General features: G+C 64.5%; 7 protein-coding genes. 6 read left to right on the forward strand and 1 reads right to left on the reverse strand.

Annotation, left to right across the window (positions count from 1 at the left end):
• Nucleotides 1-1,071, reverse strand: a 1,071-nt coding sequence (locus tag EN949_RS29950; protein ID WP_127371872.1) for a formimidoylglutamate deiminase, incomplete at its 3' end; no start/stop codon positions are given.
• A 98-nt stretch (nt 1,072-1,169) separates the two neighbouring features.
• Here EN949_RS29950 and hutI point away from each other — a divergent pair.
• The 6 genes from hutI to EN949_RS29980 all read left to right on the forward strand — a co-directional run.
• Nucleotides 1,170-2,405 (forward strand): imidazolonepropionase, encoded by a 1,236-nt coding sequence (gene hutI / locus EN949_RS29955; protein ID WP_127370724.1) that lies wholly within the window; start codon nt 1,170-1,172, stop codon nt 2,403-2,405.
• A complete protein-coding gene (gene hutH, locus EN949_RS29960; protein ID WP_027162456.1) occupies nt 2,402-3,943 on the forward strand; it encodes a histidine ammonia-lyase in 1,542 nt (513 codons plus the stop codon). Before hutI ends, hutH begins: the two co-directional genes overlap by 4 nt.
• Nucleotides 3,943-4,761 carry an N-formylglutamate deformylase gene (gene hutG, locus EN949_RS29965; protein ID WP_013532301.1) on the forward strand — a complete coding sequence of 273 codons (819 nt, stop codon included), beginning with the start codon at nt 3,943-3,945 and terminating at the stop codon, nt 4,759-4,761. The genes hutH and hutG overlap by 1 nt, the downstream gene beginning before the upstream one ends.
• 27 nt (nt 4,762-4,788) lie before the next feature.
• Nucleotides 4,789-6,459, forward strand: coding sequence for a urocanate hydratase (gene hutU / locus EN949_RS29970; RefSeq protein ID WP_127367014.1), 1,671 nt, complete (start codon nt 4,789-4,791; stop codon nt 6,457-6,459).
• An 85-nt stretch (nt 6,460-6,544) separates the two neighbouring features.
• Nucleotides 6,545-7,132 carry a HutD family protein gene (locus tag EN949_RS29975; RefSeq protein WP_127371591.1) on the forward strand — a complete coding sequence of 196 codons (588 nt, stop codon included), beginning with the start codon at nt 6,545-6,547 and terminating at the stop codon, nt 7,130-7,132.
• A gap of 266 nt (nt 7,133-7,398) precedes the next feature.
• Nucleotides 7,399-7,838, forward strand: a 440-nt coding sequence (locus EN949_RS29980) for a hypothetical protein (RefSeq protein WP_164782583.1), incomplete at its 3' end; no start/stop codon positions are given.

Consider the following 7,838-nt stretch of genomic DNA (forward strand, 5'->3'; position numbering starts at 1 on the left):
TGCGCGGCCGGTCGAGCCGCCTGCGACCGCCAGCACATTGCGGGCGCGGTGGGCGAGGCGCTGCGAATATTCGAGCTGGCGCAACTCGTCGGGCAGGCCGATGAGCACATTGGAATCGGAGCCGACGCCATAGCGGCCGCCATGTTCCCTGAACAGCGGCGCGGCAAAAGTGCCGTCACCGAGATTGGCCTCGGTGATCGGGCATAGGCCGGCGATGGCACCGCTTTTGGCCATGGCAACGGTTTCAGCATCGGTCATGTGGGTGGCGTGGATCAGGCACCAGCGCTTGTCGACTTTGGCATTGGCCAGCAGAAATTCGACCGGCCGCGCGCCCGACCAGGCAAGGCAATCCTCGACTTCTTTCACCTGCTCGGCAATGTGGATGTGGATAGGCCCGTCCGGCGCCAGGGCAGTCACGTCAATCAGTTCTTCCGGTGTCGCGGCGCGAAGGCTGTGCGGAGCGACGCCGACAACAGCCTGATCCAACGCGCGAACCGATTCGCGGCATTTCTCAACAAGCCGCGAGAATCGATTCACATCGTTGATGAATCGCCGCTGGCCTTCGTTTGGTGCGGCACCGCCGAAAGACGAGTGCGCATAAAACACCGGCAAAAGCGTCAGGCCGATGCCTGCCTCGCCGGCCGCGGCCGCAATGCGCTCGGCCATCTCGGCGAGGTTGGCGTAGGGTTTTCCATCGCGGTCGTGATGCAGATAGTGAAATTCGCCGACGCGGGAAAAACCGGCCTCCAGCATCTCGACATAGAGTTGTGCGGCAACCGCCTCGACCTGATCGGGCGTCATCGACAGGGCGAAACGGTACATCACCTCGCGCCAGCTCCAGAAACTGTCGGCGGAGGGGCCGCGAAGCTCGGCAAGGCCGGCCATGCCGCGCTGGAAGGCGTGGCTGTGCAAATTGGGCATGCCGGGCAACAGGATCGCGTGACGTTCGTCGCCGGCTGCCGCAGCAGCGCCAGGCTGAACGGCTGTGATGCGTCCCTCGGCCAGGGTAAGCCGCACATTTTCGCGCCAGCCATCGGGAAGGAGCGCCTGTTCCGCAAAGATCGCTGCCACTTTTCTCTCCGGTTCTCTGTGTCTCATGCGATGAAGGCACTTGCAGTGCGTTTCAATATGTATATACATAATCGTCATCGATTGAAACGGAAAAGATGATGGCTGCAAAGAGCAAAAGCCGGGCAGGGGATCTTCGTCTGTGGCGCAATGCGCGGCTGACGACAATGGCCGACGGGTCTGCCGGACTTGGCGTCGTCGAACATGGCGCGGTCGCTGCGCGTGACGGCCGCATTGTTTATGCCGGCCCCGAGTCGGAGCTGCCCCCGACACTTGCCCAGGGCGCCGAGACGGTTGATTGCGAGGGCCGCTGGATCACACCCGGCCTGATCGACTGCCACACCCATCTGGTCCATGCCGGCAACCGCGCCAACGAATTCGAGATGCGGCTGGCCGGCGCCACTTATGAAGAGGTCGCCCGGGCTGGTGGCGGCATAGTCTCCTCGGTCAAGTCGCTGCGCGCCGCCAACGAGAGCGAACTGGTCACCCAATCACTGCCACGCCTCGATGCGCTGATCGCCGAGGGCGTAACCACCGTGGAGGTAAAATCAGGCTACGGCCTGGACCTCGAAAACGAGAAGAAGTCGCTGCGTGCCGCACGGCGGCTGGGCAACCAGCGGCCGGTGACGATCCGCACGACCTTCCTCGGCGCCCACGCGCTGCCGCCGGAAGCCAAGGGTGACAAGGACGCCTTTATCGATCTGGTCGCCAAGGAAATTCTCCCGGCGGTTGCCGCCGAGGGGCTGGCCGATGCCGTCGACGGTTTCTGCGAGGGCATCGCCTTTTCGCCGGAACAGATGGCGCGCGTCTTCGATGCTGCAAAGGCGGCCGGCCTGCCGGTCAAGCTTCATGCCGACCAACTGTCCAATTTGCATGGCGCCGAACTCGCCGCCCGTTACGGTGCGCTGTCGGCCGACCATCTCGAATACACCGATGAGGCAGGTGCAGCGGCGATGGCCAAGGCCGGAACCGTGGCGACGATCCTGCCCGGCGCCTACTATTTCATTCGGGAAACCAAGAAGCCGCCGATCGGCCTGTTTCGCCAGCACGGCGTCAGGATGGCTGTCGCCACCGACAACAATCCCGGCACTTCGCCGCTGACCTCACTGCTTCTGACCATGAACATGGCCGCGACCCTGTTCGGCCTGACCGTCGATGAATGCATTGCCGGCGTCACCCGGGAGGCGGCCCGCGCGCTTGGTTTGCTGGGAGAAACCGGCACGCTGGAAGCCGGAAAATCCGCCGACCTGGCGATCTGGAACATCGAGCGCCCCGCCGAACTCGTCTACCGCATGGGCTTCAACCCGCTGCATGCCCGCATCTGGAGAGGACAATGACCGAACTGACCCTGAAGCCCGGCAATGCGACGCTGGCCGACTGGCGCGCCATCTATCGTGGCGCCGTGCCCAAGCTGGACGATGCCTGCCGGCCGAAAATCAAGGCGAGCGCCGAGGCCGTCGCCAGGATAGTCGCCAAGGGCGAGCCGGTCTATGGCATCAACACCGGCTTCGGCAAACTGGCCAGCGTCCGCATCCCGGCCGAGGATCTCGAGACCTTGCAGCGCAACATCGTCCTGTCGCACGCCGCCGGCGTCGGCGAGCCGATGCCGGTTGCCGTTTGCCGGCTGATGATGGCGCTGAAGCTCGCCAGCCTGGCGCAGGGCGCGTCGGGTGTGCGGCCGCAAACCATCGAGTTGCTGGAAGCGATGCTGGCCAACGACGTCATCCCGGTGGTGCCGGCGCAAGGTTCGGTCGGCGCCTCCGGCGACCTTGCCCCGCTATCGCACATGACGGCGGTGATGATCGGCGTCGGCGAATGTTTTACCCCACATGGCCGTTTCCCGGCCAAGGTCGCCTTCGTCTCGCATGGCCTGGAGCCGGTGACACTGGGCGCCAAGGAGGGCCTGGCGCTGCTCAACGGCACCCAGTTTTCGACCGCCTATGCGCTGGCCGCCTTGTTCGAGGCCGAAGTGCTCTACCAATCGGCGCTGGTCGCCGGTGCCCTGTCGACCGACGCGGCAAAAGGCTCCGACGCCCCCTTCGATCCGCGCATCCATGTGCTGAGAAAGCACCCCGGGCAGGTCGAGACGGCCGACGCCCTGCGCAATCTGATGGCCGGCAGCGCCATCCGTGAATCGCACCGGGTTGGCGACGAACGCGTGCAGGATCCCTATTGCCTCCGCTGCCAGCCGCAGGTTATGGGCGCTGCACTCACCGTGCTGCGCCAGGCGGCCGACACGCTGGGCACCGAAGCCAACGGCGTCACCGACAATCCGCTGATCTTCGCCGAGGATGACACCGCGCTTTCCGGCGGCAATTTCCACGCCGAGCCGGTGGCCTTCGCCGCCGACATGATCGCGCTCGCCGTCTGCGAGATCGGCTCGCTGTCGGAGCGCCGCATCGCCATGCTTGTCGATCCGGCACTTTCCGGCATGCCGGCCTTCCTGACGCCCAAGCCCGGCCTGAACTCCGGCTTCATGATCCCGCAGGTGACGGCGGCGGCGCTCGTTTCCGAAAACAAGCAGAAAGCCTATCCGGCATCAGTCGATTCGATCCCCACCTCGGCCAATCAGGAGGACCATGTTTCGATGGCCGCGCACGGCGCGCGCCGGCTGATCGGCATGGTCGAGAACGCCACCGCGGTGATCGGCATCGAACTGCTGGCCGCGGCCCAAGGCTGCGATTTCCACGCGCCGCTGGCGTCGAGCGACGCCCTGGAGGCGGTGCGCAGGCTGGTGCGGGCCGAAGTGCCGCATCTCGACAATGACCGCCATTTCCACCCCGATATGGAAAAAGCCATCGCCATGGTGCGCAGCGGTGCGGCCATCGAGGCCGCCGGCGGTGTGGCTCTGCCGTCGATTTCCGGAGCGGTGTGATGGCAAGCGCGCCCTGGCTGACGGTCACGCCCGGCACAGCCCCGTTGCTGGTGTCGATACCACACACCGGCATCGACCTCGCCGGCCTTGAGAATCGGCTGGTCTCACCCTGGCTCGGCCGCCGCGACTGCGATTGGTGGATCGATAATCTCTATGACTTTGCCGCCGGCCTCGGGGCGACGGTGGTGCACACCGCGATCTCCCGCACCGTCATCGACGTCAACCGCGATCCCTCCGGCGCCTCGCTTTACCCCGGCCAGGCGACGACGGGCCTTTGCCCGACCGAGACCTTCGATGGCGATCCGCTCTATCGCGAGGGCGAAGAACCGGGGCCGTCGGAGATCGACGAGCGTCGCGAGGAATTCTTCGTGCCGTACCATGCCGCCTTGCAGGCCGAGATCGGCCGGTTGCGCGGGCTACACGAAAAGATCGTGCTCTATGACTGCCACTCGATCCGTTCAGTGCTGCCGCGCCTGTTCGAAGGCACGCTGCCGGTTTTCAATCTCGGCACCAATGACGGCAGGAGCGCCGATCCGACGCTGCAGGCGATGGTCGGCCAGATCATGGCCGAAACCGGTGAAACCTTTGTCATCAACGGCCGCTTCAAGGGCGGCTGGATCACACGCCATTTCGGCCAGCCGCAACAAGGCGTGCACGCACTGCAGATGGAACTCTCCAACCGCATCTATATGCGCGAGCCCGATGGCAAGGGCACGCCGGACAATTGGCCGGTGCCCTATGACGCCGAGTTCGCAGCACCGATCCGCGCCACCCTGCGGAAAATCCTCGAGACCGCGACATCCTGGGCGCGCGTCTGACATCAGATCCTCTTATGGAGTGACGCCATGAACAATCCTCGCCACAACATCCGCGAAGTCCGCAGCCCGCGCGGCACCGAAATCAGCGCGCGCTCCTGGCTGACGGAAGCGCCGCTGCGCATGCTGATGAACAATCTCGACCCGGATGTTGCTGAAAATCCCAACGAACTGGTCGTCTATGGCGGCATCGGCCGGGCGGCGCGCACCTGGAACGATTTCGACAGCATCGTCGCCTCCTTGAGGACGCTGGCCGATGACGAGACTTTGCTGGTCCAGTCGGGCAAGCCGGTCGGCGTCTTCCGCACCCATCCGGACGCCCCGCGTGTGCTGATCGCCAACTCCAATTTGGTGCCGCACTGGGCGAATTGGGAAAAGTTCAACGAGCTCGATAAGAAGGGCCTCATGATGTACGGCCAGATGACGGCCGGCTCGTGGATCTACATCGGCACGCAAGGCATCGTGCAAGGCACCTACGAGACCTTCGTCGAGGCCGGCCGCCAGCACTATGGCGGCAATCTCAAGGGAAAATGGATCCTGACCGGCGGCCTCGGCGGCATGGGTGGCGCCCAGCCGCTCGCCGCCGTCATGGCCGGCGCCTGCTGTCTCGCCATCGAATGTAACCCGGACTCGATCGATTTTCGCCTGCGCACCCGCTACGTCGACGAGCGCGCCGAGACGCTCGACGAGGCGCTGGAAAAGATCGAACGCTGGACCAAGGCCGGCGAGGCGAAGTCGGTCGGCCTGCTTGGCAATACGGCCGAGATCGTCCCGGAGATGTTCAGGCGTGGCATTCGCCCCGATATGGTTACCGACCAGACCTCGGCGCATGATCCCATCAACGGCTATCTGCCGAAGGGCTGGACGATGGCCGAGTGGCGCGAGAAGCGCGTCAGCGACCCCAAGGTGGTCGAGAAGGCGGCCCGCGCTTCCATGCGCGAACATGTCGAGGCGATGGTGGCGTTCTGGAACGCCGGCGTGCCGACGCTCGACTATGGCAACAACATCCGCCAGGTGGCCAAGGAGGAGGGGTTCGAGAACGCCTTTGCCTTCCCCGGCTTCGTGCCGGCCTATATCCGTCCGCTGTTCTGCCGCGGCATAGGTCCCTTCCGCTGGGCAGCTCTGTCGGGCGATCCGGAAGATATCTACAAGACCGACGCCAAGGTGCGCGAACTGACGCCCGGCAACACCCATCTGCACAACTGGTTGGACATGGCGCGCGAGCGCATCGCCTTCCAGGGTCTGCCGGCGCGCATCTGCTGGGTCGGCCTTGGCGACCGCCACAGGCTCGGCCTCGCCTTCAACGAGATGGTGGCCAAGGGTGAGCTGAAGGCGCCTGTCGTCATCGGTCGCGATCACCTCGATTCCGGCTCGGTCGCTTCGCCGAACCGCGAAACGGAATCGATGAAGGACGGCTCGGACGCGGTGTCCGACTGGCCGCTGCTCAACGCATTGCTCAACACGGCGTCCGGCGCCACCTGGGTGTCGCTGCACCATGGCGGCGGCGTCGGCATGGGTTTCTCGCAGCACGCCGGCATGGTCATCGTCGCCGACGGCACGCGCGAAGCCGCCAGGCGCCTGGAGCGGGTGTTGTGGAACGACCCGGCGACCGGTGTCATGCGCCACGCCGATGCCGGCTACGACGTTGCCATCGAATGCGCCAAGGAGCACCAGCTCAACCTGCCCGGCATTCTCGGGTGAGAAACGTCCGGCCGCAGGCAGGCGAAAAGCCGCGGAGTCGGCTTTTCGAGTTTCGAACGCCCGTAGCCATAGCGGAGGGCTAGGTATGCGCATCCTGCGGGCAGCCGAATACCGGTCGATGCCGTGGAAGAACGGCGGCGGCGTGACGACGGAAATCGCCGTCTCGCCGCCCGGTGCCGGGCTAAACGATTTCGACTGGCGCGTGTCGATGGCGCGTGTCGAATCGAGCGGTCCGTTCTCGCGATTCGCCGGCATCGATCGCACCCTTGCCGTGCTCGAAGGCGAGGGCATCGTCCTCGAGATTGCCGGCTACCCGCCGAGATCTATAAACAGGACGACCGCCCTGTTTTCTTTCCCGGCCGACGTGCAGACCTCGGCCGCGCTGATCGGCGGACCGATCACCGATCTCAATGTCATGACCCGCCGAAGCCGGATGACGCATTCGGTCGAACGCCTGGTGATTTCGGCCCCCGTGGAAATCCGGACTGAAGCCGGCACAACGCTCATCCTGTGCTTGGACGGCGACATCAGTGTGCCCGCCGCTGAACCGGTTCGCCTCGGGCCGCTTGACACGCTGCTGTCCGGGCCGGTCAGCACCGGCCTGCTTGTCCAACCCGCCCATGAGGCAACGCTGTACGTGATCCGGATCCGCGCCATCGCCGGCAACGATTAACGCTTGTTTCCAAACATGATCGCGGTACCGGCGAAATATAGCGTAAGCTGCTGGCGGCATCACGAAAAAGCCCGAATCCTCTCCGCCGATCTGGCTGGCGGGAAGTGGGGTGCTTGTCTTTGAGTTTTGCTGAGAGACGACGCCCTGTCGTGGTGCGGAAACAAACTTTCGGCAAGTGGGGTTTATGCAACCAATTGCATTTGAACCGGTTTTAGGGCCATTGCCGTGGCGGTGACGCCGCTCAGTGCCCGCTTACGGAATTTTCAATGAATATTCAGACGAATCCTGCCCAAATCGAGAAGACAAGCGCGAGCTTCCCGGCCATCACCGAAGAGCCGATCCGCTCCAATTACCTGCCCGAAGAGCGCCTTCGGCTGCTCGGTGAAAGCCTGGCGAAAGGCGACCTCACAGATCTGTTCGGGCTGACGCCCTTCGATTTTCAGGCCCGTATCCGCGACAGCGCCAAGAAGATTTTGGAAGTCTACCGGTCGACCAATGCGGCGCAGGCGAGGGGCGAGACGATCACGCCGGCGGCACAATGGCTGCTCGACAACAATTACCTGGTCGAAGAGACCATTTTCCAGGTCAAGCGCGACCTGCCGCGCCGCTTCTATCGCCAGCTGCCGACCTTGAAACTGCCTGACGGCGGCAGCGTGCCGCGCGCGCTGGCGCTGGCCTGGACCTATGTCGCACATTCGGACAGTTC

This window comes from Mesorhizobium sp. M7A.F.Ca.US.007.01.2.1 (assembly GCF_003998165.1).
Classification (GTDB): Bacteria; Pseudomonadota; Alphaproteobacteria; order Rhizobiales; family Rhizobiaceae; genus Mesorhizobium; species Mesorhizobium ciceri.